Annotated in this window: 30 protein-coding genes; 19 read left to right on the forward strand and 11 right to left on the reverse strand. The window is 74.2% G+C overall.

Annotated features, from left to right (window positions below; all coding sequences use genetic code 11):
- Positions 1-393 precede the first annotated feature (393 nt).
- Genes CSPHI_RS01435 through CSPHI_RS01460 form a run of 6 tightly spaced genes read right to left on the reverse strand, consistent with a single transcriptional unit; the run spans position 394 to position 3,486 of the window.
- On the reverse strand, positions 394-906 hold the full coding sequence (locus CSPHI_RS01435; protein WP_075691168.1) for a hypothetical protein: 513 nt from the start codon (positions 904-906) through the stop codon (positions 394-396).
- Positions 903-1,586: a DUF6286 domain-containing protein gene (locus tag CSPHI_RS01440; protein WP_075691169.1), complete on the reverse strand. Its 684-nt coding sequence runs from the start codon at positions 1,584-1,586 to the stop codon at positions 903-905. Before CSPHI_RS01440 ends, CSPHI_RS01435 begins: the two co-directional genes overlap by 4 nt.
- Complete coding sequence (locus tag CSPHI_RS01445) at positions 1,583-2,491, reverse strand: Asp23/Gls24 family envelope stress response protein (protein ID WP_075691170.1); 909 nt, start codon at positions 2,489-2,491, stop codon at positions 1,583-1,585. Before CSPHI_RS01445 ends, CSPHI_RS01440 begins: the two co-directional genes overlap by 4 nt.
- A gap of 3 nt (positions 2,492-2,494) precedes the next feature.
- Complete coding sequence (locus CSPHI_RS01450) at positions 2,495-2,674, reverse strand: DUF2273 domain-containing protein (protein ID WP_075691171.1); 180 nt, start codon at positions 2,672-2,674, stop codon at positions 2,495-2,497.
- Entirely contained in the window at positions 2,675-3,025 is a 351-nt protein-coding gene (locus tag CSPHI_RS01455) for a hypothetical protein (protein ID WP_075691172.1), read from the reverse strand.
- A gap of 2 nt (positions 3,026-3,027) precedes the next feature.
- Positions 3,028-3,486: an Asp23/Gls24 family envelope stress response protein gene (locus CSPHI_RS01460; protein ID WP_075691173.1), complete on the reverse strand. Its 459-nt coding sequence runs from the start codon at positions 3,484-3,486 to the stop codon at positions 3,028-3,030.
- Between the two features lie 782 nt (positions 3,487-4,268).
- On the opposite strand from CSPHI_RS01460, the gene rpsJ reads away from it, so the two are divergent.
- From rpsJ to CSPHI_RS01555, 19 genes are all read left to right on the forward strand, one after another.
- Positions 4,269-4,574 (forward strand): 30S ribosomal protein S10, encoded by a 306-nt coding sequence (gene rpsJ, locus CSPHI_RS01465; protein ID WP_003938093.1) that lies wholly within the window; start codon positions 4,269-4,271, stop codon positions 4,572-4,574.
- A gap of 30 nt (positions 4,575-4,604) precedes the next feature.
- Positions 4,605-5,261, forward strand: a complete 657-nt coding sequence (gene rplC / locus CSPHI_RS01470; RefSeq protein ID WP_075691174.1) for a 50S ribosomal protein L3 — start codon at positions 4,605-4,607, stop codon at positions 5,259-5,261.
- Positions 5,258-5,908, forward strand: a complete 651-nt coding sequence (rplD, locus tag CSPHI_RS01475; RefSeq protein ID WP_075691175.1) for a 50S ribosomal protein L4 — start codon at positions 5,258-5,260, stop codon at positions 5,906-5,908. Before rplC ends, rplD begins: the two co-directional genes overlap by 4 nt.
- Positions 5,908-6,213: a 50S ribosomal protein L23 gene (gene rplW / locus CSPHI_RS01480; protein WP_075691176.1), complete on the forward strand. Its 306-nt coding sequence runs from the start codon at positions 5,908-5,910 to the stop codon at positions 6,211-6,213. The genes rplD and rplW overlap by 1 nt, the downstream gene beginning before the upstream one ends.
- 33 nt (positions 6,214-6,246) lie before the next feature.
- A complete protein-coding gene (gene rplB / locus CSPHI_RS01485) occupies positions 6,247-7,089 on the forward strand; it encodes a 50S ribosomal protein L2 (protein WP_075691177.1) in 843 nt (280 codons plus the stop codon).
- A 14-nt stretch (positions 7,090-7,103) separates the two neighbouring features.
- Positions 7,104-7,382, forward strand: a complete 279-nt coding sequence (gene rpsS, locus CSPHI_RS01490; protein WP_013241207.1) for a 30S ribosomal protein S19 — start codon at positions 7,104-7,106, stop codon at positions 7,380-7,382.
- Between the two features lie 3 nt (positions 7,383-7,385).
- The gene (gene rplV / locus CSPHI_RS01495; protein ID WP_075691178.1) at positions 7,386-7,748 is read left to right on the forward strand and encodes a 50S ribosomal protein L22; all 363 of its coding nucleotides are present in this window, start codon (positions 7,386-7,388) and stop codon (positions 7,746-7,748) included.
- Positions 7,748-8,494, forward strand: a complete 747-nt coding sequence (rpsC, locus tag CSPHI_RS01500) for a 30S ribosomal protein S3 (RefSeq protein WP_075691179.1) — start codon at positions 7,748-7,750, stop codon at positions 8,492-8,494. The genes rplV and rpsC overlap by 1 nt, the downstream gene beginning before the upstream one ends.
- A gap of 4 nt (positions 8,495-8,498) precedes the next feature.
- Positions 8,499-8,915 (forward strand): 50S ribosomal protein L16, encoded by a 417-nt coding sequence (rplP, locus tag CSPHI_RS01505; RefSeq protein WP_075691180.1) that lies wholly within the window; start codon positions 8,499-8,501, stop codon positions 8,913-8,915.
- A complete protein-coding gene (gene rpmC, locus CSPHI_RS01510; protein ID WP_075691181.1) occupies positions 8,915-9,151 on the forward strand; it encodes a 50S ribosomal protein L29 in 237 nt (78 codons plus the stop codon). The genes rplP and rpmC overlap by 1 nt, the downstream gene beginning before the upstream one ends.
- Positions 9,148-9,426, forward strand: a complete 279-nt coding sequence (gene rpsQ / locus CSPHI_RS01515; protein ID WP_075691182.1) for a 30S ribosomal protein S17 — start codon at positions 9,148-9,150, stop codon at positions 9,424-9,426. The genes rpmC and rpsQ overlap by 4 nt, the downstream gene beginning before the upstream one ends.
- Before the next feature lie 101 nt (positions 9,427-9,527).
- A complete protein-coding gene (locus CSPHI_RS01520; RefSeq protein WP_075691183.1) occupies positions 9,528-10,202 on the forward strand; it encodes a class I SAM-dependent methyltransferase in 675 nt (224 codons plus the stop codon).
- 7 nt (positions 10,203-10,209) lie between these two features.
- Positions 10,210-10,731, forward strand: a complete 522-nt coding sequence (locus tag CSPHI_RS01525) for an NUDIX hydrolase (RefSeq protein WP_075691184.1) — start codon at positions 10,210-10,212, stop codon at positions 10,729-10,731.
- 64 nt (positions 10,732-10,795) lie between these two features.
- Positions 10,796-12,034 carry an MFS transporter gene (locus CSPHI_RS01530; protein WP_075691185.1) on the forward strand — a complete coding sequence of 413 codons (1,239 nt, stop codon included), beginning with the start codon at positions 10,796-10,798 and terminating at the stop codon, positions 12,032-12,034.
- Between the two features lie 156 nt (positions 12,035-12,190).
- Positions 12,191-12,559 (forward strand): 50S ribosomal protein L14, encoded by a 369-nt coding sequence (gene rplN, locus CSPHI_RS01535; RefSeq protein WP_075691186.1) that lies wholly within the window; start codon positions 12,191-12,193, stop codon positions 12,557-12,559.
- Positions 12,560-12,874: a 50S ribosomal protein L24 gene (gene rplX, locus CSPHI_RS01540; protein ID WP_075691187.1), complete on the forward strand. Its 315-nt coding sequence runs from the start codon at positions 12,560-12,562 to the stop codon at positions 12,872-12,874.
- A 2-nt stretch (positions 12,875-12,876) separates the two neighbouring features.
- The gene (gene rplE, locus CSPHI_RS01545) at positions 12,877-13,446 is read left to right on the forward strand and encodes a 50S ribosomal protein L5 (RefSeq protein WP_075691188.1); all 570 of its coding nucleotides are present in this window, start codon (positions 12,877-12,879) and stop codon (positions 13,444-13,446) included.
- Between the two features lie 170 nt (positions 13,447-13,616).
- Positions 13,617-14,423: an esterase/lipase family protein gene (locus CSPHI_RS01550; protein WP_075691189.1), complete on the forward strand. Its 807-nt coding sequence runs from the start codon at positions 13,617-13,619 to the stop codon at positions 14,421-14,423.
- 376 nt (positions 14,424-14,799) lie between these two features.
- Complete coding sequence (locus tag CSPHI_RS01555) at positions 14,800-15,759, forward strand: GDSL-type esterase/lipase family protein (RefSeq protein ID WP_075691190.1); 960 nt, start codon at positions 14,800-14,802, stop codon at positions 15,757-15,759.
- 82 nt (positions 15,760-15,841) lie between these two features.
- On the opposite strand, the gene CSPHI_RS01560 is transcribed toward CSPHI_RS01555, so the two are convergent.
- The 5 genes from CSPHI_RS01560 to CSPHI_RS01580 all read right to left on the reverse strand — a co-directional run bounded on the left by CSPHI_RS01560 (position 15,842) and on the right by CSPHI_RS01580 (position 21,603).
- Positions 15,842-17,050: an MFS transporter gene (locus tag CSPHI_RS01560; protein ID WP_075691191.1), complete on the reverse strand. Its 1,209-nt coding sequence runs from the start codon at positions 17,048-17,050 to the stop codon at positions 15,842-15,844.
- Positions 17,051-17,138: 88 nt separating this feature from the next.
- Positions 17,139-17,939: an ABC transporter permease gene (locus CSPHI_RS01565; RefSeq protein ID WP_075691192.1), complete on the reverse strand. Its 801-nt coding sequence runs from the start codon at positions 17,937-17,939 to the stop codon at positions 17,139-17,141.
- Positions 17,936-18,718: an ABC transporter permease gene (locus CSPHI_RS01570; RefSeq protein ID WP_084210174.1), complete on the reverse strand. Its 783-nt coding sequence runs from the start codon at positions 18,716-18,718 to the stop codon at positions 17,936-17,938. The genes CSPHI_RS01565 and CSPHI_RS01570 overlap by 4 nt, the downstream gene beginning before the upstream one ends.
- Complete coding sequence (locus CSPHI_RS01575) at positions 18,718-19,686, reverse strand: ATP-binding cassette domain-containing protein (protein ID WP_075691193.1); 969 nt, start codon at positions 19,684-19,686, stop codon at positions 18,718-18,720. The genes CSPHI_RS01570 and CSPHI_RS01575 overlap by 1 nt, the downstream gene beginning before the upstream one ends.
- A gap of 84 nt (positions 19,687-19,770) precedes the next feature.
- Entirely contained in the window at positions 19,771-21,603 is a 1,833-nt protein-coding gene (locus CSPHI_RS01580) for a siderophore-interacting protein (protein WP_075691194.1), read from the reverse strand.
- Positions 21,604-21,644 lie beyond the last annotated feature (41 nt).

Below are 21,644 nucleotides of genomic sequence, written 5' to 3' on the forward strand. Positions count from 1 at the left end.
CGCGTTGACCGGGCCGCCCGCCGGCCCGCACCGAGACCACCCGGTCCCCCGCAGGGGCCGGGTGGTCCTCGTATGTCCGGGGTGCGGTGGCGGGGGAGCGGTCCCGCAGGCCCCGGGCCGGCCGGCGGGCCCGGACCGCCCGCCCCGGGCGCGGCGCAGGCGGGACCCGACGCACCCACGGGTCCCGCAGGGGCCGTGTGCCCCCGGGGGCCGGGGGAGAGGGGACCCCCGCCGCCTCCCCGCGCACCCCGTCGGCCCCCTAAGGCGGGGGACGGCCCGCACCGGGGAGGGGGCGCGGGGCGCGCGGCGGGGGCCTGCGCGGGCAGGCCCCGGATCGCCGAGGGCCCCGATGCGCGCACGGCGCATCGGGGCCCGCGGGGCCCTGCGACGGGCTCAGCCGTCGGAGTCGACGTGCAGCAGGAAACGCACCGCGATATCCGGGTCCACCCCGGCGCGGACGTCCTCCTCCAGCCGGCGGCAGGCCGCGGTCACCGGGGCGGCGTCCGCGGAGCGGCGGATGTCCCCGCGCACGGTGAGGGTGGGCGTGCCCGCCACGACCTCGGCGCGGGCGGTGGCCCGGCGCACCCCGGGCGCGTCGGCGAGCTGCTCGGCGACCGCGTCGGCGATGACCGCCGGGCGGTAGGTGAGCGTGCCGGTGGCGTCCGAGGAGGCGTCCACCACGGCGTCCGGCCGATCCCGGCGCAGATTGGCCACGATCAGCCAGAGCGCGATGAGGATGGCCAGCGCCGCGATGAGCACCAGCACCCAGGTCGCCGGGGTCACCGGCAGCGACTCCGGCAGATCCGGGGCGGCGCCGGTGAGGTAGGCGGCGACCCCGCCGCCGAGGAGGGCCAGGCCGAGCACGCCGATGATGACGCGGTCGATGATGTTCGCGGAACGGCTCATCGCTGGGCCTCCTTGCTCCGCTCCAGGCGGATCGTCGGGCTCGGGGGATCGGCGAGCAGCGCCGCGAGCTCCGCGGCCACCGCCTGCCGGATGGCGTTCTCCGCGGCCGCGGCGTCCGCCCCGGCGTAGCGCACCTTGACGGTGACCGATTTCGCGGACACCGCCGAGGAGGCCTCCAGCACCCCGGGCGCCCGCCGGGCGCGCATGGTGGTGCGCCGGGCGACGTCCGCGGGCCGGATCCAGCCGGAGAAGCCGGGCATCGGCAGGTGGGTGACCCGCCGCGGCTTCACCGCGATGATGATGAGCACCAGGCCCACCACCCCGGCGATGATCGCCGTGGGCAGCACCAGGTCCTGCCACTCCACCGCGCGGATCCGCTCGATCGCCCAGGCCAGCCATTCGGGGCCGTCGACGTCGCCGGCGCGCACCAGCAGATCGTGGATCGCGGCGCCGGCCAGGGCGAGCAGCCCGAGGGCGAGCAGCACCGTGGCGGGCCGGGCCGCGGGCGCGGCCTTCGGGGGCAGCGCCGAGCCCTCGGCGCGCTCGCCGGCGGGGGCGTCCCCGCCCGCGGGCGCGGGTGCGGCGTCCGCCGCCTGCGCGGGCGGCGCGGAGGTCTCCGCGGGCTCCGCGAGGGCTCCGGCCGCGGGGTCCCGGACGGGTTCCGGGGTCGATCCGGTCATGGCCTCTCCTCCTGCGTCGTATCGGCCCGGCGGGCCGCGGGCGGCACCCGGCCCGGGATCACCCGGGGCGGGACCGGCCGCGGCGGCGGCGGGGCGCTCACCCGGCGCACCCGGGCCGGGGCGACCCGGGGCCGGGCCAGGCGCACCGGCCGCGGCGCCCGGGGCACCAGGGGCCGGGGCTCCAGGGGCATGGTCGGGGTCACCGGGCGCAGCTCCGGGGGCGCGGCCACCGGCCGCGGGCGCACCGGCGGCGGGGCGGCCACCGGGCGCATCCGGGGTGCGGCCGGGGCGCGCACCGGCACCACCCGGGGCCGCTCCGGGGCGGTGACCCGGCGCGGCCGCGGCGCGGCCGGGGTGGCCGGGGTCCACCCGTCCAGGCCGGCCGGGGCGGCGATGCCGCGCACCGCCGGCGGCGGCGGGGCGGCGATGGCCCGCACCGGGGTGGTGCGGGTCGCCTTCGGCCGGGCCGGGGCGGGCCGGGCCGGCGCGGCCGGGCCGGCGAAGCCGGGGGCGGCGTCGAAGCCGGCCAGCTCGGCGGCGCCGACGCGGCGCCGGGCCGGATCCGGGTGCGCCTCGGCGACCCGGACGTCCACGCTGTTCGCGGTGACCCCGGCGGCCTCGGCGAACCAGGTGATGATGGTGTCGCGCACCCGGGCGGCGACCGCCCCGACCGGGGCGGGCCAGGCCACCGCGATCTCCGCGTCCACGGTGACCACGGTGCCGGAGGCGTCCACGCCGATGTCGACGCGGGGCAGGCTGCGCCCGGTGAGCTTGCTCAGGCCCCCGCCGGCGTCGCCGAGGGTGCCGGGCACGGCGCCGATCGCGGCCAGCGCGATCCGCTCCAGGGCCCGGGCGTCCACGGCGGTGCGGCCGGGGCCGGGGGTGTGGGCTTGGACCTCCGCCACGGGTCAGTCCCGTCCGGCGTCGCGCCAGAGCGCGCGGAAGTCGATGACCCCGTCGGCCTGGGCGCCGATCGCGGCGCCGACCGCGGCGAAGACCACGGCCAGGACGAAGCCGCCGAAGCCGCCGATGAGGGAGACCAGCGCCAGCAGCAGGCCGGCGAGGATGCCGAGTCTCAGGTTGTCCATTTACTTTCCTCCGTCGTTGTCGGGGCGGCCCTCGCCGCCGGTGACGTCCGCGAGCACGACGTCGATGGGCCGGTCGTCGCCGGGGCCGAGCGCGCCGCGGGCGGCGGCGCGCACCTCGTCCAGGCGCGGGCGCAGATCCCCGTCCCCGGGGCCGGCGACCCGCAGCCGGACGTGCGCGGCCAGCCGGCCGCCGGCCTCGCGCAGCCCGGTGACCCGGCGGCCCGGGAAGAGCAGCGCGACCTCCCCGAAGCGGCCGCCGTCCAGCCCGGCGACCGGGTCCAGGGCGGTGATCGCCGCGGCGACGGCCTCGGCCTGGTCGGCGGTGAGCGGGGCGGGGCCGGTGCCGGCCATGATCAGTTCACCCGGGCGGGGCGGTCGTCCTCCTCCTCGGAGGAGTCCCCGTCGTCCAGGTTGATGTCGTGCACGGTGACGTTGACCTCGGTGACCTCCAGACCGGTCATCCGCTCGATGGACACGATCACGTTGCGGCGCACCGCGGCGGCCAGCTCGTGGATGGCCACCCCGTACTCGGCGACGAGGGAGATGTCCACGGCGGCCTGGGTCTCCCCGACCTCGGTGGACACGCCGTGCTGCTGGGCCATGGTGGAGCCGGGGATCCGGTTGCGCACGGCCTCGCTGATGGCGCCGCCGGAGCCCATGTCGTAGACCCCGGAGACCTCGCGGGCGGCGATCGCGGCGATGGTGGTCACCACGGTGTCCTCGATGATGGTGCGGCCGGGGCCGCCGGCGGCCTGCTCATCGCGGGTGGCGATGGCCTTGTTCTCGGCGGCCTGGTCCTTCTTCTCGCTCATGCGGGATGCTCCTTCGCAGGATAGGTAAACGATGTGTATTCAAGTTCTACCCCAAATCTGGCCCGTTCGCCGGGCGGGCCGGGCCCCGGGCCTGGCATGATGGGGCGGCGGGGGTGCCGCGCGGGGTGGAAAGCAGACGGTGGTTCAGGACCGCTGACGGGGACTGATTCGCTTGCGCACATACGCAATAGGGTCCGGATCGGCGAGCCCGGGCCCGGCGGCGCGCGGCCCCGGCGGGCGGTGCGCCGGGGCCGCCCCGGCGCGGTGCGGGCCGGGGCCGGGTGCGGATTTGTCCGCGGCGGCGCGGCGTGCTTTAATACACGGGTTGCTTTGACACGGCATCAGCGCCTCACGACCGTCAGGCCCGAAGGGAACCGGCGACCGGCCGAGCGCGTGCGATGCCGCTGGCGAGGCGAGCATGGACCATCGAGCCGATTTCCCGGATACGGGGGATGGGCCCGGTCACCGACGCCGCGGGGTGCGCGACACGCCCGGCTGCGGGGACCGGGGGCCATGGCAAGAGAACAGCGGCAGCAGGCGAGGAAGCCCCCACGCGGGGGAGTCCCTCCCGGCGAGTCACCGGTTCCCGACGCGGATCACCCGCGCCGGCGGCCACGGCGGCGACCAGGCGCTGTACTTGCGCCGGGTCGCCCGAGGTGGCCCGGACACTCGAGGAAGACAAGCCATCGGCTCTGGCGCTGGGGATCCCGGTCGCCGGCGACCGGGGCCGAGAAGGAACAGGAAACCGCCCGAGGGGGCGTGTGACCGAGGAGAGGACAAGCGTGGCGGGACAGAAGATCCGCATCAGGCTGAAGGCCTACGACCACGAGGCGATCGACGCGTCTGCGCGCAAGATCGTCGAGACGGTCACCCGCACGGGTGCCCGCGTGGTCGGGCCGGTGCCGTTGCCCACCGAGAAGAACGTGTACTGCGTCATCCGCTCGCCGCACAAGTACAAGGACTCGCGCGAGCACTTCGAGATGCGCACCCACAAGCGTCTCATCGACATCCTCGACCCGACGCCGAAGACGGTGGACGCGCTCATGCGCATCGACCTGCCGGCCAGCGTCGACGTGAACATTCAGTGAGCCTGGACTACGGCAGCGGAGACTTAGACTATGAGTGAAAACGAGATCAAGGGCATCCTGGGCACCAAGCTCGGCATGACCCAGGTCTTCGACGAGGACAACCGGGTCGTCCCGGTGACCGTCGTCGAGGCCGGGCCCTGCGTGGTGACCCAGGTGCGCACCCAGGAAACCGACGGCTACGACGCCGTCCAGATCGCCTTCGGCGAGATCGACCCGCGCCGGGTGAACAAGCCCGGCGCCGGCCACTTCAAGAAGGCCGGGGTCACCCCCCGCCGGCACGTGGCCGAGATCCGCACCCCGGACGCCTCCTCCTACGAGGTCGGCCAGACCGTGGGCGTGGACGTCTTCGGCGACATCGAGTACGTCGACGTCACCGGCACCTCCAAGGGCAAGGGCTTCGCCGGCGCCATGAAGCGGCACGGCTTCGCCGGCCAGGGCGCCTCCCACGGCAACCAGGCCGCGCACCGCCGGGTCGGCGGCATCGGCGCCTGCGCCACCCCGGCCCGCGTGTTCAAGGGCAAGCGGATGGCCGGCCGGATGGGCAATGACCGGGTCACGACCCAGAACCTCAAGATCCAGAAGATCGACGCCGACGCCAACCTGCTGCTCATCAAGGGCGCGGTGCCGGGCGTCCGCGGCGGCCTCCTGGTCGTCAAGACCGCTGTGAAGGGTGGTGCTCACGCATGACGAACCTGAAGTTGGACGTCCACACCGCCTCCGGTGAGGTCAACGGCTCCGTCGACCTGCCGGCCGAGGTGTTCGACGTCGAGGTGTCCAAGGCCCTGCTGCACCAGGTCGTCGTCGCCCAGCTGGCCGCGGCCCGCCAGGGCACGCACAAGACCAAGACCCGCGGCGAGGTCCGCGGCGGCGGCCGCAAGCCGTGGCGCCAGAAGGGCACCGGCCGGGCCCGCCAGGGCTCCATCCGGGCCCCGCACTGGACCGGCGGCGGCGTGGTGCACGGGCGCATCCCGCGCGACTACTCCCAGCGCACCCCGAAGAAGATGAAGGCCGCCGCGCTGCGCGGGGCCCTGTCCGACCGGGCGCGCCACGACCGCATCCACGTCGTCGAGGAGCTCGTCTCCGGGCAGACCCCGTCCACCAAGGCCGCCCGCGGCCTGCTGGGCAAGCTCACCGACCGGCGCAATGTGCTGGTGGTGCTGCCCCGCGAGGACGTGGCCTCCCGGAAGAGCGCCCGCAACCTGCCGGGCGTGCACATCCTGCCCCAGGACCAGCTCAACACCTACGACGTGCTCAAGGCCGATGACGTGGTGTTCGCCGTGCAGGCGCTCACCGACTTCATCGCCCGGACCACCGGTTCGGAGGAGGAGAAGTAATGGCCACCATCGCGGATCCCCGGGACGTCATCATCGCCCCGGTCGTGTCGGAGAAGTCCTACGGGCTCATGGAGCAGAACGTGTACACGTTCCTGGTCTCCCCCGACGCGAACAAGACCCAGATCAAGATCGCGGTCCAGGAGATCTTCGGCGTGAAGGTCGCCGGCGTCAACACCGTCAACCGTGAGGGCAAGCTCAAGCGCTCCCGCACCGGCTACGGTCGCCGCAAGGCCACCAAGCGCGCCTACGTGACTCTCGCGGCCGGCAGCGATCCCATCGACATCTTCGGCGGTTCGACCGCCTAGGCGAGTCGACGAGGAAGTTAAAGGAAGAGCAACATGGCTATTCGCAAGTACAAGCCGACTACGCCGGGCCGCCGCCAGAGCTCCGTCTCCGAGTTCAGCGAGATCACTCGCTCCACTCCCGAGAAGAGCCTGCTGCGCCCGCTGTCGAAGACCGGCGGCCGCAACGTGCACGGCCACATCACCACCCGGCACAAGGGCGGCGGGCACAAGCGCCGCTACCGCGTCATCGACTTCCGTCGCAATGACAAGGACGGCATCGCCGCCAAGGTCGCGCACATCGAGTACGACCCGAACCGCACCGCGAACATCGCGCTGCTGCACTACGCCGACGGGGAGAAGCGCTACATCGTGGCGCCGAAGGGCCTGACCCAGGGCACCGTCGTCGAGGCCGGGCCGAACGCCGACATCAAGGTCGGCAACAACCTGCCGCTGCGCAACATCCCCACCGGCACCACCATCCACTGCGTGGAGCTCAAGCCGGGCGCCGGGGCGCAGCTCGCCCGCTCCGCGGGCGCGTCCATCCAGCTCCTGGGCAAGGAGGGCAAGTACGCGGTGCTGCGCATGCCCTCCTCCGAGATCCGCCGCGTGGACGCGCGCTGCCGCGCCACCATCGGCGAGGTCGGCAACCAGGACCAGATCAACATCCGCTGGGGCAAGGCCGGCCGCATGCGCTGGAAGGGCTGGCGCCCGACCGTGCGCGGCGTGGTCATGAACCCGGTGGACCACCCGCACGGCGGCGGCGAGGGCAAGACCTCCGGCGGCCGCCACCCGGTGTCCCCCTGGGGCCAGCTGGAGGGTCGCACCCGCCGGCCGAACCGGCCCAGCGACCCGATGATCGTCCGCCGCCGCCGCAGCGGCAAGAACAAGAAGCGTTAAGGAGGTAACAGAGAATGCCACGCAGCCTGAAGAAGGGCCCGTTCGTCGATGAGCACCTCCTTGCGAAGGTGGACGCTCAGAACGAGAAGGGCACCAAGCAGGTCATCAAGACCTGGTCCCGCCGCTCCACGATTCTCCCCGACTTCATCGGCCACACCTTCGCCGTCCATGACGGCCGGAAGCATGTGCCGGTGTTCGTGGACGACTCGATGGTCGGCCACAAGCTGGGCGAATTCGCCCCGACCAAGACCTTCAAGGGTCATATCAAGGACGACAAGAAGGGACGTCGATAAGCCATGGGCGACAACGTCACCTCCGCCCGCGCCACGGCGCGCTTCGTCCGGACCACCCCGATGAAGGCCCGCCGCGTGCTGGACACCATCCGCGGCGAGTCCGTCGACGCGGCCCTGGCCAAGCTGGAGTACGCCCCGCAGGGCGCCTCCGAGCAGATCTCCAAGATCGTCGCCTCCGCGGCGGCCAACGCCGAGAACAACGCCGGCCTCGACCCGCGCAGCCTGGTCATCACCCAGTGCTGGGCGGACGAGGGGCCGACCATGAAGCGGTTCCGGCCCCGCGCGCAGGGCCGCGCCTTCCACGTCCGGAAGCGCACCAGCCACATCACCGTGGTCGTCGAGAGCCAGAAGGAAGGTGCTCAGTAGTGGGCCAGAAGATCCATCCGCACGGCCTCCGGCTGGGAATCTCCTCCGATTGGCGGTCCCGCTGGTACGCCGACAAGCAGTACGCCGACTACCTCGCCGAGGACATCAAGATCCGCGATCTGCTGTCCACCGGCCTGGAGCGCGCCGGCATCTCCAACGTGGTCATCGAGCGCACCCGGGACCGGGTCCGCGTCGACATCCACACCGCCCGGCCGGGCATCGTGATCGGCCGCCGCGGCGCCGAGGCGGACAAGATCCGCGCGAAGCTGGAGAAGCTCACCGGCAAGCAGGTGCAGCTGAACATCCTCGAGGTCAAGAACATCGACGCCGACGCCAAGCTGGTCGCCCAGTCCATCGCCGAGCAGCTGGCCAACCGCGTCGCCTTCCGCCGCGCGATGCGCAAGGCCATCCAGTCCGCCATGCGCCAGCCGCAGGTCAAGGGCATCAAGGTGGTCTGCTCCGGTCGCCTCGGCGGCGCCGAGATGGGCCGCACCGAGCGCTACCACGAGGGTCGCGTGCCGCTGCACACCCTGCGCGCCGAGATCGACTACGGCACCCACGAGGCCCACACCACCTTCGGCCGGATCGGCGTGAAGGTGTGGATCTACAAGGGCGACGTGATCGGCGGCAAGCGCGAGTCCGACAAGTACGCGGCCAACGACCGCAACCGGCGCGGCGATCGCCGCGGCGGCCCGCGTCGCGGCGGCCAGCGCCGCCAGCGCGCGTCCGAGAAGAAGGAGGGCTAGGCGCATGCTCATCCCCAAGCGCGTCAAGTACCGCCGCCAGCACCGCCCGACCCGTTCGGGCCTGTCCAAGGGCGGCAACCGCGTGACCTTCGGCGACTACGGCCTGCAGGCCCTCGAGCCGGCGTACATCACCAACCGCCAGATCGAGGCCGCCCGTATCGCCATCAACCGCCACGTCAAGCGCGGCGGCAAGGTCTGGATCCAGATCTTCCCGGATCGTCCGCTGACCCAGAAGCCGCTCGGCGTGCGCATGGGCTCCGGCAAGGGCCCCGTCGAGAAGTGGGTCGCCAACGTCAAGCCGGGCCGGATCATGTTCGAGATGTCCTACCCGGACGAGAAGACGGCCTTCGAGGCGCTCAACCGCGCGGCGGCGAAGCTGCCCTGCAAGACCCGGATTGTCCGGAAGGAGGATCAGTACTGATGTCGAACGGTATTCCCGCCCACGAGCTCCGCTCGCTCGGCGCCGACGACCTGGCCGCCAAGCTCAAGGAGTGCAAGGAGGAGCTGTTCAACCTCCGCTTCCAGATGGCCACCGGCCAGCTGACCAACAACCGCCGGCTGCGCGTGGTCCGCAAGGACATCGCGCGCATCTACACCGTGATGCGCGAGCGCGAGCTCGGGCTGTCCGCCGCCCCCACCGACGGTGATGCCGCATGAGCGAGGAGAACATGAACAACACCGAGGCCGGGCGCCGCAAGGTCCGCACCGGGTACGTCGTGTCCGACAAGATGCAGAAGACCATCGTGGTCGAGCTCGAGGACCGCAAGCAGCACGCCCTCTACGGCAAGATCATGCGCACCAACTCCCGGGTGAAGGCGCATGACGAGAACGAGGAGGCCGGCGTGGGCGACCGCGTCCGGATCGAGGAGACCCGGCCGCTGTCCAAGGACAAGCACTTCCGCCTCCTGGAGATCGTCGAGAAGGCCAAGTAGCCTCCCCGGCGCCCCCGCACCGCACGCGCCCCGGCACCCCGCATTCCGCGGGGCGCCGGGGCGCGTCCGCGTCCCCGGCGCCCGCCCGGCATACTGGGGCCATGAGCACGCAGCGCACCTGGGCCGAGATCCTGGCCGACGACCCCGACCACTCCCGCCGTTACGCCCGCCGCTGGGACGAGTTCGCGCGCAGCGGCCGGGACATCCTCGGCGAGGCCCGGCTGGTGGACGCGATGGCCCCGCGCGGGGCCCGGATCCTGGACGCCGGCTGCGGCCAGGGCCGGCTCGGCGGGCACCTCGCCGACCTGGGCCACGAGGTCGTCGGCGTGGACATCGACCCCTACCTGGTGGGCGTGGCCCGCAACCGGCACCCGGGGGCGCGGTGGCTGGTCGGCGATCTCGCCGAGCTGCCCGCGGTGCTCGCCGAGGCCGGGGTGCCCGGCGGCTTCGATCTGCTGCTGGCCGCCGGCAACGTGCTCACCTTCATCGACGCCGCGGACCGGCACCGGGTGCTCGCCGGCTTCCGGGAGGTCCTCGGCCCCGGGGGCCGGGCGGTGCTCGGCTTCGGCGCCGGCCGGGGCTGGGGCTTCGCCGAATTCGCCGCGGACGCCCGGGCCGCGGGCCTGGTCCTGCGGCAGCGCTTCGCCTCCTGGGATCTGCGGCCCTTCGAGCCGGGCTCCGGGTTCCTCGTCGCCGAGCTCGTCGCCGCGGAGGCGGATCCCGACGGGGCCGGGGAGGCCGCCGGCGGCGACGCCTTCGCCGAGGGCAGCTGGTGAGGCGGCGATGACCCCGGAGTTCATCCTCGAGCTGCGCCGGCATATCGGGCACGCCCGGCTGTGGCTCATCGGCTGCACCGTGCTGGTGCTGCGCGAGGGCGCCGCCGGCCCGGAGCTGCTCATCGTGCGCCGCGCGGACACCGGCGCCTGGACCCCGGTGACCGGGATCGTGGATCCCGGGGAGGAGCCGGACCGGGCCGCGGAACGGGAGACCCGGGAGGAGACCGGGCTGGCGGTGCGCGCCCGGGCGCTGCTCTCGGTGCGCACCGTCGGCCCGGTGACCTACCCCAACGGCGATGAGGCGCTCTACCTCGACCACTGCCTGCTCGCCGACCCGGCGGATCCGGAGGCCGAACCGCATCCGGCGGACGGGGAGAACACCGAGGCCCGCTGGTGCCCAGTGGACCGGCTGCCGGCGATGGCGCCGCGTTTCGGCGAGTTCCTCGACCTCGCCCTGGAGCGGCGGGCCGCCGACGCCGCCGGGCGGACCGGCCCCGGGGTGGTCTTCGGCGGGGACCGGCGCCGCTGAGCGCCGGGCGCCGAAAACAGGGGGTGCCGTGGCGGCGCCGATGCACGCGGTACACCATGGGGGCATGAGCAATTCCGATTTCGGGCGCGGCCCCGCCCGGACCGCCGCCGAGGGCCTGCGGCCGGGCGATCCCGGCTACCGCCGGGCCCTGGTCGCGGTCCTGTTCGCGGGCCTGGCCAGTTTCCAGGCGCTGTACTGCACCCAGGCGCTGCTGCCGGTCTTCGTCGACGAGCTGCGCGTGGACCCGGCCACCGCGGCGCTCACCGTCTCCGCGACCACCGGGGCGCTCGCGGTGGCGGTGGTGCCGGTGTCGGTGCTCTCCGAGCGCTTCGGCCGCCGCCCGGTGCTGCTCGCCGCCGCGGTGAGCGCCACCGCCCTGGGCTTCCTGGTGGCGCTCGCCCCCGGCGCGCCCGCGGTGATCCTGCTGCGCGGGCTGCAGGGGCTGCTCGTCGCCGGGGTGCCCGCGGTGGCGATGACCTACGTCGCCGAGGAGGTGCACCAGGAGCATGTGCCCACCGTGATGGGCCTGTACATCTCCGGCACCACCGTCGGCGGGCTCCTCGGCCGGATCATCCCCTCGGTGGTGCTGGAGTTCGCCGGCTGGCGGGTGGCGCTGGCCGCCTCGGCGGCGGTGGCCTTCGCCTTCGCCCTGGCGACCTGGCGGCTGCTGCCCCGGCAGCGCCGCTTCGCCCCGAAATCGCTCACCCTCGCCGGGGAGGGCGCCGCCATCGCCCGGCATCTGCGGGATCCCCGCCTGCTGGGGCTCTACGTGCTCGCCTTCCTCTTCATGGGCGCCTTCGTCAGCCTCTACAACTACCTCGGCTTCCGGCTCTCCGACCGGTTCGGGCTGTCCCCGGCGCTGGCCGGGTTCGTCTTCCTGCTCTACCTCGCGGGCACCTTCGGCTCCGCCCGGGCCGGCGGCTGGGCCCGGCGCACCGGGCGGCGCCGGCTGATCGCCGTCTCGGTGGCCGCCGCCTGCGCCGGGCTGGCGCTGACCGCGCTGCCCCACCTGGGCGCCCTGCTGGCCGGGGTGGCCCTGTTCACCGGGGCCTTCTTCGTGGCCCATTCGCTGTCCTCCTCGGCGGTGGGCCTGGTCGCCCGCGCCGACCGGGCGGAGGCGTCCTCGATGTACCTGTTCTCCTACTACGCCGGCTCCTCGGTGATCGGCTGGGTGTCCGGGCACGTCTTCGAGGGCGCCGGCTGGGCGGGCTTCGTGCCCTGGCTGGCGGCGCTCTCCCTGGTCGCCGGGGCCGCCGCGCTCTACGGGCTGCGCGGGATCGCCGAACCCCGCCGGGCCGACTGAGCCCCCGGGCGCCCCGGGGGCGGGTTTGGCCCCGCGGGGTGGCGCATGCGATAATGCGCGGGTTGCCCGCCGCGGGATGCGGCGGCGACGCAGACCGCGTGCGCCCGGGACGGAAATCCGGCGCACAGAAGAAGATCCAGGTCAAGGAGAACCGCAGTGATTCAGCAGGAATCGCGTCTGCGGGTCGCCGACAACACCGGCGCCAGGGAGATCCTGTGCGTCCGCGTGCTCGGCGGCTCGACCCGACGCTTCGCCGGCATCGGCGATGTCATCGTGGCCACCGTGAAGGAGGCGACCCCGGGCGGCAACGTCAAGTCCGGCGAGATCGTCAAGGCCGTCATCGTCCGCGCCAAGAAGGAGACCCGCCGCCCCGACGGGTCCTACATCTCGTTCGACGAGAACGCCGCCGTGCTGATCAAGCCGGACGGCGAGCCGCGCGGCACCCGCATCTTCGGGCCGGTCGCCCGTGAGCTGCGCGACAAGAAGTTCATGAAGATCGTGTCCCTCGCCCCGGAGGTGATTTAGGTGAAGATCCGCAAGGGCGATACCGTCCTGGTCATCTCGGGCCCCGACAAGGGCGCCAAGGGCACCGTCATCGAGGCCTACCCGAGCCGGGACAAGGTCCTCGTCGAGGGCGTCAACCGCATCAAGAAGCACGTCGCCAACTCCGCGGCGGAGCGCGGCGCGTCCTCCGGTGGCATCGTCACCCAGGAGGCCCCGATCCACGTCTCGAACGTCATGCTCGTCGACGCCGACGGCACCCCGACCCGCGTCGGGTACCGCTTCGACGACGAGGGCAAGAAGGTTCGCATCTCCCGCCGCACCGGGAAGGACATCTGATCATGAGCGATAACTACACCCCCCGCCTGAAGGCGCGCTACCGCTCCGAGATCCGGGACAACCTGCAGAAGCAGTTCGAGTTCGAGAACATCATGCAGGTCCCGGGGATCACCAAGGTCGTCGTCAACATGGGCGTCGGCGAGGCCGCCCGCGACTCCAAGCAGATCAACGGCGCGCTCAACGACCTGACCCTGATCACCGGCCAGAAGCCGCAGCTGCGGCGCGCCCGCAAGTCGATCGCCAACTTCAAGCTGCGCGAGGGCATGCCGATCGGCGCCCGCGTCACGCTGCGCGGCGACCGCATGTGGGAGTTCCTGGATCGGCTGCTCACCGTGGCGCTGCCCCGAATCCGCGACTTCCGCGGCCTGTCGGATCAGCAGTTCGACGGCCACGGCAACTACACCTTCGGCCTGTCCGAGCAGTCCATGTTCTACGAGATCGACATCGACAAGATGGATCGGCCCCGCGGCATGGACATCACCGTGGTGACCACCGCCACGAACAACGAGGAGGGCCGCGCGCTGCTGCGCGAGCTCGGCTTCCCCTTCAAGACCGCCCAGCACAGGGACTAGGCCCCGCCCGGTCCCCGCTGCATCCGCCGGCCCCGCCGCCCCCGCCATGGGGGCGCCGGGGCCGGCGGCGTCTCCCCGGGCCCATTGCGGTCGCGGTCAGGTGAGCCTAACATCACCGGCGAACGCGGCCGGCTCGCCCGGGCCGCGCCCGATCGACGGAGGAGATGCGCATGCGGACGTCCCGGATCCTCGGCCTGGCCCTGCTCGGGGGGTGGTTCTGGTGGACCTCCCGGGATCTCGGGCCGCAGGGCCGCGACCACGGCCCCCAGGAGAAGCTGCCGGTGGTCTACGTCGCGGGCTCCTGGGAACCGTCCTGGATGGCCGAGCGCTTCGCGAACGCGCTGCGCCGGGAGGGCTTCGACGTGCACGTCTTCCTGGTGCTGGTGCCCGGCCGGCCGGAGACCAACCCGTACCGCACGGTGCGCGGCAACTCCGCGCGGCTGCCGGGGTTCGTCGAGGGCGTGCTGGAGCGCACCGGGGCGGAGCGGGTCGACGTGGTGACCTTCTCCCAGGGCGGGCTGGTCGCCCGGTACTGGCTGAAGCAGTTCGACGGTGCGCGGCACGTGCGGACCATGGTCAACATGGACGGGATCATCAAGGGCAGCCCCTGGCAGAGCTGGCTGATCAAGCACGGCTGGGGCCCGGAGGGCGACGCCATCCACGAGATGGCCAAGGGCGGCCCGGAGATCACCGAGCTGAACACGCCCACCGAGGCGCTGCCCGGGATCCGCTACGTCAACATCACCACCATGTTCGAGATCGACGCCGCGCCGTGGACCATCAACTGGATGGACGGCCCCGGCGACTACGAGAACCTCATGGTGCAGCGGCAGTTGCCCGGGGAGCCGATCCTGCACGCCACCATGGACCAGATGCGCGCCATGCAGACCGGGGTCGCCTCGGCGCTGCGCGGCGGCCCGGTGGACTTCAAGAGCTCCTTCCCCTGGCGGCGCCGTCGGGTCCGGGGGAACGCCTAGCCCCGGCCGCGCGGCCCCCGGCTCCGGCGGATCCGGCGAGGGGATGCGGTCGGCGCGGCCGCCGGGGCGCCCGCCCCGGCGGCCGCCCGCGGCGTGCCCCGCCGGCCCGGGTGCCCCCGGCGGCGCGTGCCGGTCGGCCCGGTCGCCGCGGGTCTCCGCGAGGGGGTGCGGCGGGTGCGCCGCGGGCGTCGCTTCCTGGTCAAAGGGGTTATCCAACCGTTATAAACCTGCTCCGGAGGGGCCGGTGCAACCGTAACGGGAGGGTCTGGAGTGGCGCCTGGGGTGGTTGTCGTGGGGGTTTGATGGGGGAGGGCGGCACGCCTTTCCCATGTTTCGACTTGACAACGGTCCGGGGGTGGACGATTCTCGTTTAACTATGAAGCCGTTTACCACCACGATGCGCACCGCCGCCGTGGCCGCCGCAACCGTCCTGGGCCTCGGCCTGGGCGCGGGCGCCGCCGCCGCGCAGCCCGCCCTGCCCGAGTTCCCGATGCCCGCCCCCGGCGCCCCGGCGCCGGCCCCCGCCCCGGGTGCCCCGGCCCCCGGCATGGACATCCCCGGCCTGCCCGGGATCACCGCCCCCGCCGCGGGCGGCGCCAAGGAGATCGTCGCCTTCGGCGACTCCTTCACCGCCAACGCCGGCAAGGGCGGCCCCCGCGGCCTGGAGGCCGGGCAGACCCCCTGGGTCGCCAACTGCGCCACCGACATGGAGAACTGGCCCAAGATCGCGGCCAAGGAGCTGGGCAAGTCCATCGGCGACTGGTCCTGCAACGGCACCGGCGGCGCCCCGCTGGTCCAGATGAAGGCCTACCTGGAGTCCGCCATCGCCTACGGCGACATCGGCCCGGGCACCCAGGACGTGGTGCTCATGTACGGCGGCATGGACGCCCTGCAGTGGGTGGACGTGGCCGGCGAGTTCACCGGCCAGCCGGTGCCCAACGAGACCCTGTTCCGCAACCTGGTCAAGGACATCCGGGACCGCGTCGCCCAGGCCGCCCCGGGCGCCCGCGTCACGCTGCTGTCCTACCCGGAGTACGCCACCGACGACAAGCTCTGCCTGGTCAACGTCGGCGGCACGGTGAACCCGATCCCGGCCCCGGGCGGCACCAAGGTCCAGGAGGCCTTCCGCGACAACATCAAGCACGCCGCGGAGGCCAACGGCCTGAACTTCATCGACGTCTACGAGGCCACCATCGGCCACGGCTCCTGCAACCCGAACCCGAATGACCGCTGGGTCGTCGGCTTCCAGGACCCGGAGATGGGCCCGATGCCGAACCACCCGACCGTCAAGGGCGAGATCGCCATGGGCAAGATCGTCGCCAACGGCCTGCGCTAAACGGCTTCCGGCCACCGCCGGCGACACGCGACAACCCCGCACCCACCGCATGGTGGGGGCGGGGTTTCGCCGTGTCCGGGGCTCAGCCGGTGTGCGGCCGGGCGGTGACCGCCGCGGCGAAACCGGCCCCGAGCACCGCCAGGGCGGCGAAGAGCAGGAAGGCCGCCCGCCCGCCGCCGGTGGCGGCGACGATGAACCCGGTCACCGCCGGGCCGGCGATGGCGCCCAGCCGGCCCACGCCCAGCGACCAGCCGATGCCGGTGGTGCGCGCCGCCGCGGGGTAGTGCCGGGTCACCCAGCCGTTGATCAGGGTCTGCGTGGCCACCGCCCCGTAGCCGGTGAGCGCGGCCAGGGCGAGCAGCGCCGCCGGGGAGTCGGCGTAGGCGAAGGCGGCCACCCCCGCCGCGCCGAGCAGGAAGGACGCCGCCACCACCGGCCGGGACCCCCACCGGTCCGCGGCCGCCCCGGCGAGCAGCCCGCCGAGCACCGCCCCGGCGTTGAAGCTCAGCAGGAAGCCCAGGGAGCGGGTCACCGTGGCCCCGGCGTCGTGCATCAGCGCCGGCAGCCAGGTGTTCGCCCCGTAGACGAAGAGCAGCGAGCAGAAGCTCATCGCCCAGAACAGCAGCGTCGCCGCCCGGGTGCCCGGGGCGAAGAGCAGCGCCAGCCCGGCCCGGCCCCGGGCCCCGGCGGCGGGCTCCTCCGCCGACTCCGGCAGCCCGGCCAGGGCCGCCGGCACCACGGTGAGCAGCGGCAGCCCGGCCACCAGGTAGAGCAGATGCCAGGACCGATCGGGCAGCACCGCCATCGCGGTGAGGGCGGCGGCCAACCCGCCCACCGGGAATCCGGTCTGCATGGCGACGTAGGCGAGGTTGCGGCGGGCCGCCGGGGCGTGCTCCACGGTCATCGCCGCGGCCAGCGGCAGCACCGCGCCCAGGCCCACCCCGGCGGCGACCCGCAGCGCGGTGAAGACCATCGCCGAGGGCGCCGCCGCGCAGGCGACCATCAGCGCGGAGAACCAGGCCACCGCGGCGATGAAGGTGCGCCGCCGGCCCAGCCGGGCGGAGACCGCGCCCACCGCCAGCGCCCCGGCGAGCATGCCGGCCAGGGCCGCGGAGCCGACCAGGCCGGCCTGGCCCGGGGTGAGGCCCCACTCCTCGCGCAGGGAGGTCAGGGTGGCGCCGTAGACCACCACGTCATAGCCGTCGAAGGCCACCGCGGCGGCGCAGATCGCGCCCACCGTCCAGGGCCGGCGCACGGGGTCGCGGGTCTCCCGCGGGGTCGGGGATGCCATCGGATGCTCCTCGGGGTGTCGGGATCGGGGGATGCGGGCCGGCCGGCTGCGGGTGGGGCGGAGTCGGGGGAGGGGAGGGGCGGGCGCCTCAGCGGCGGGCGCCGATCACCGAGGCCAGGGAGCGGTTCGCCCACCAGCCGAAGATCAGGATCAGCCCGGCGCACCAGGCCACCGCGGTGGCCGTGGCGGCGCCGTCGACCTCACCGCGGAAGAAGGCGCGCATCGCCTCGATCGCCGGCGACATCGGCTGGTGCTCCACCACCGGGCGCAGCCAGCCCGGGTAGGCATCCGCGGGGGCGAAGCCGGTGTTGAAGAACAGCGCCAGCAGGAACACCGCGCCGAAGACCATGAGCACCGTCTTCTCGTCGGTGCGCGCGGACAGGGCGAGCACGAACATGGAGCAGGCCACGCCGAATCCCGCGGCCAGGGTCACCGCGGCGATGAGCGGGACCGGGCCACCGCCGAAGCGCAGGCCCAGGGCCACCGCCACCAGCAGCAGCACCACCGTGGAGGCCAGGCCGCGGAGGAACTCGGCGAGCACCCGGGAGCCCAGGTAGGCCCCGCGCGGCAGCGGCAGCGTCCACTGCCGGTCCAGCAGCCCGGAGTCCCGGTCCCGGGTGACGAACACCGCGGCGACCAGGGAACCCTGCATCACCGAGACCAGGGCGATGAGCGCCGCGGTGCCCTCGATGGAGTCCCCGCCGCCCATCCGGGAGACGGTGGCGCCGAGCACGGTGTCGAAGACGAAGAGCAGGAAGGCGGGGAAGACCACGGCCTGCACCGCCATCGGCGCATTGCGGGACCAGGAGCGCAGCAGCGCCCCGGCCAACGCGGCCACGGCCGGCGCCAGGGCCACCGCCCGCCGATCCTCGGGGAAGCCCGCGTTCATCGCCGGGCCTCCCGTCGGCCGGCCGCCACCAGGGCGGCCACCCCGGCCGCCGCCAGCGCCAGGGTCCACAGGACCGCGGGCAGCGGCTCCACCGGATCCCCGGCGCGCCAGCCGCGCATCACGGCCACGTACTGGGAGACCGGCTGATTGCGCACGAAGGGCCGGATCCACTCCGGGAAGCCGGCCTCCGGCACCACCCCGGTGGACATCATCACCAGCAGCAGCTGCGGGATCATGAGGAACTGGCCCACGGTGTCGCGGTCCCGGACCACCTGGCCCAGGGCGTCGGTGAGCATGGACAGCACCAGGGCGAGCAGCACCGGGGTGAGCAGGAAGGCCGCGGTGGCCCCGGCGCCGCCGGCGAAGCCGAAACCGAAGAGCGTGGCCAGGCCCAGCCCGGAGGCCACCGACACCGCGGCGCGCAGGCCCATCGCGGACAATCGGCCCACCGCCGGGGCGAGCCGCGGGATGGGCAGCGAGAGCAGCCGGTCCTGCACCGCGGCGCCCGCATCGGAGCCCGCGTTCTGGGCCGCCAGGATCGCGGCGAAGATCGCGGACTGCACCAGCACCACCGGCAGCAGGAAGTCCGCGTAGTCCGGCATCGACTCGTGCAGCGGCAGGTGGAAGCACAGGAAGAACAGCACCGGGGCGAGGGTCGCGCCCACCAGATCGCCCTCCCGGATGCCGCGGCCGGTGGCGCCGCGGGCCAGCGGCGGCCAGGCGGCCGCCCAGCCCACCGGCCGGCGGGCCACGTCCGCGGGGAACAGGTCCGCGCCCATCAGCCCGCCTCCCCCGCGGCCGCGTCCCCGGCGGGCGCGGCCGGTTCCCCGGTGAGCTGCAGGAAGACCTCGTCCAGGGTGGGCTGGCGCAGCCCGATGTCGTGCACCGCGATCCCGGAGTCGGCGACCCGGGCGGCGATCCCGGCGAGATCCGCGGTGCCCCGCGGAGCGGGCACCCGCACCCGGCCGCCCTCGGCGAGATGCGCCCCGGGGAGCAGGTCCAGCAGCGGGGCCGGATCCGCCGCCGCGGCCCGGATCTCCACGATCCGCTCCCCGGTGGCCTCCTTCAGCTGCACCGGGGTGCCCTCGGCGACCACCCGGCCGCCGCCGAGCATCACGATCCGGTCCGCGAGCTGATCCGCCTCCTCCAGGTACTGGGTGGTGAGCAGCACGGTCACCCCGGCGCCGCGCAGCGCCCGCACCGCATCCCACACCGCCGCCCGGCTGCGCGGGTCCAGGCCGGTGGTCGGCTCATCGAGGAAGAGCACCCGGGGCCGGGTGACCAGCGCCGCGGCGATGTCCGCGCGGCGGCGCATCCCCCCGGACAGCGACCCGGTGGGCCGGTCCAGGAACCCGCCCAGATCCAGCATCTCCGCCATCTCCGGGGCCCGCGCCCTCGCCCGGGCCTTGTCCAGTCCGGTGAGCCGGCCGAAGAGCACCAGGTTCTCCCGGACCGTCTGCCGCTCGTCGAGGGCGGCGTACTGCCCGGTCAGCGAGATCACCTCGCGCACGCCCCCCGGATCCGCCACCGGGTCCCGGCCGGCGATCCGGATCTCCCCGGCGTCCGGGCGCACCAGGGTGGACAGGATGGACACGATGGTGGTCTTCCCGGAGCCGTTGGGGCCGAGCAGCCCCAGCACGGTGCCGGAGTCCACCCGGAAGTCCACCCCGTCGAGGGCGCGGACCTCCCCGAAATGCTTGACCAGGCCGGCGACGGTGATGTCCGCGCCGGCGGCGCTGCCTGTCATGGGGTTCCTTTCGGTGCGGCTGGCCGGGCGGGGCTGGCGCCGGCCGGGGCATGCCGGGGGGGTGGGGCGCGTGCCTCGGCCGGGTCAGGCCGGGCGCAGTTCGGCGAGCATCACCCCCCAGCCCACCGGGCGGGACCCCGCCACGGTCAGGCCGGCGGCCGCGGCGGCGGCGTCCAGATCCGCGGGGGCGGGGCTGCGGGTGCCCTCCAGGGCGAGCCGGGCCAGGTCCTCGGCGTAGTCGTGGTCCTCCGCCCGGCCGGTGGGTTCCAGCAGCTTGGTGATCACGGTGACCGGGCAGCCCAGCCCGCCGAGTAGGCCGGCCGCGTCGCCGGTGACGCCGAAGGGATCGATCACCAGGGCATGCCCCGCGCCGGCCGGCTGCCCCGGGGACCAGGCCACCGCGGTGACCCGCTCCCCGGCGGCCGCGGCCGCCGCGGCATCGCCGTCGCCGAGCAGCCGCACCTGGGCCGCGGGGGCCAGCCGGGCGATCTCCGAGGCGTAGACTGCCGCCCCCGGGCCGGCCACGGCCACCGTTGCCTCCCCGGCGCGCACCGGCTCCGGCAGCGTCTCCGGCACCGCCGGGGCCACCCACATCGCCCGCATCATGGCCAGGTCGGAGACGTCCCGGGCCACCTCCGGGTGCGCCTCGAGATGCTCCGCCCAGGTCCGCCCGGTGGCGCCCACCGGTACCGGGGCGCCGCCGCGCAGCGCCGCCTCCAGGTTCACCAGGCCCATCAGCCGGTCCCAGCCCGCCCCGGAGAGGGTGCGCACCGCGAAGGAGCCCGGGTCGGTGAGCTCCGCGCCGATCGGGCCCAGCCCCACCGGGGTCGCCGCCGGATCCGCGCCGGGCGCCTCGCCGAGGGTGATCGCGTCGAGGGAGGCGAGGTAGCGCAGCAGCCGCAGCAGCGGATCCGGGGCCACCCCGCAGGCCCCGGCGACCGCGCCCAGGGTGGGCTCGTCGAGATCGTCGACGGCGGCGAAGACGCCGAGGGCCACCCCGGCGCGGATCGCGAACCCGGGGGCGACGTCGGCGAGATCGTGCAGCCGCTGCAGCGCGGAGAAGCTGGAGTCGGCCCACGGCGCGGCGCCGCCCGCCCCGCCGGCCGCGGCCGGGGCGGCGGTCTCCCGCCAGTAGCCGGTGAACTCCACGTCCGCCCGGTCCACCCCCCGCTCCTTGACCAGCTTGCGCAGCGGCTTGAGCTTGCCGGCCTCCCCGGCCACCCACACGTAGGGGTCCCCGGCCGGCCAGTCCAGCGCCCCGGCGGCCGCCGCCAGGGACTCCCCCCGCTCGCGCACGGCCCAGGTCACCTCCGCCGCGCCGGGGGAGTCCAGCTCCTGCACGTGCCCGGCCTCGGCGACCTCCACCACCGCCCGGCAGGGGTAGCCCGCGGGCAGTTCCGCCAGGGCCCGGCCGATCGCCGGCAGCGCGGTCTCGTCGCCGAGCAGCAGCAGCCAGTCCCGGTGCACCGGCAGGCTCCGGCAGGCCTTCGGCCCGGCCGCCCACACCGCGTCCCCGGGTTCGGCGGCCAGCGCCCACTCCGCGGCCAGGCCGCCGGGGTGCACCACGAAGTCCACGGCCAGCTCCCCGTGCGCCCCGGCGCCCGGGTCGAACCAGCGCACCGTGTACACCCGGAACAGCTCGTTGACCTCCGCGGTCCAGTCCAGGGAGCCGTCGCCCACCGGCGGGGGATAGGGCCGGGCCCCGGTCTCCGGGTCCGGGAAGATCAGGCGCATGTCATCGTCGAAGCCGTCGCTGACCAGCGCCGGCATCGGCACCCCGTCGATGGTGACCGCGCCCAGCCCGGGCCCGCCGAAGATGATCCGGCGCATCCCCGGGGTGAGATCCTCCACCCGCAGCACCTCCAGCTCGCGGAGGCTGATCGGGTAAATGTCCGTGGTCCTGCTCGAAACCGCCATCGTCGCCTTTCCCAACGCTCACTCATTCAGATAAGGCAGAA

Origin of the sequence: Corynebacterium sphenisci DSM 44792, assembly GCF_001941505.1 — a bacterium.
GTDB classification, from domain to species: Bacteria; Actinomycetota; Actinomycetes; order Mycobacteriales; family Mycobacteriaceae; genus Corynebacterium; species Corynebacterium sphenisci.